Annotated in this window: 1 protein-coding gene; it reads left to right on the top strand. The window is 69.5% G+C overall.

The window, feature by feature from the left end; translation table 11 throughout:
- Nucleotides 1–311, top strand: a 311-nt coding sequence (locus tag NE591_RS13805; protein ID WP_256156927.1) for a PD-(D/E)XK nuclease family protein, incomplete at both ends; no start/stop codon positions are given.

The following is a 311-nucleotide window of genomic DNA, read 5'->3' as shown; positions in this document are numbered from 1 at the left end:
CCGCCCTCTGCGAGCATGCCATCGAGGTTTCCGATGCCGTGGACTACGCCGGCGTGCGCCTGCGGGGCCGCATCGATCGCGTCGATGTCGACGCGGAGCGCGGGCACTTCGTGATCGTGGATTACAAGGGCGCATCCAAGGGCTACGCATCAGGCCTGAAAGAGGGCGACGAGCCGTCTCTGCCACAACACGTGCAGGGGCTCATCTACGCCCAGGCGCTTTCGCGCACCGGCTTCGGCCTCGCCTGCGCGGGCGCGCTGTACCTGGGCTACCGCGCGCGCGGCGCGAAGGAGCTTCTGGCCGGCGCCTAC

Source organism: Adlercreutzia sp. DFI.6.23 (genome assembly GCF_024462535.1).
Taxonomy (GTDB): domain Bacteria; phylum Actinomycetota; class Coriobacteriia; order Coriobacteriales; family Eggerthellaceae; genus Adlercreutzia; species Adlercreutzia rubneri.
Note: the sequence above shows the minus strand (reverse complement) of the source record. Positions and strands in the feature narration are given on the sequence as shown.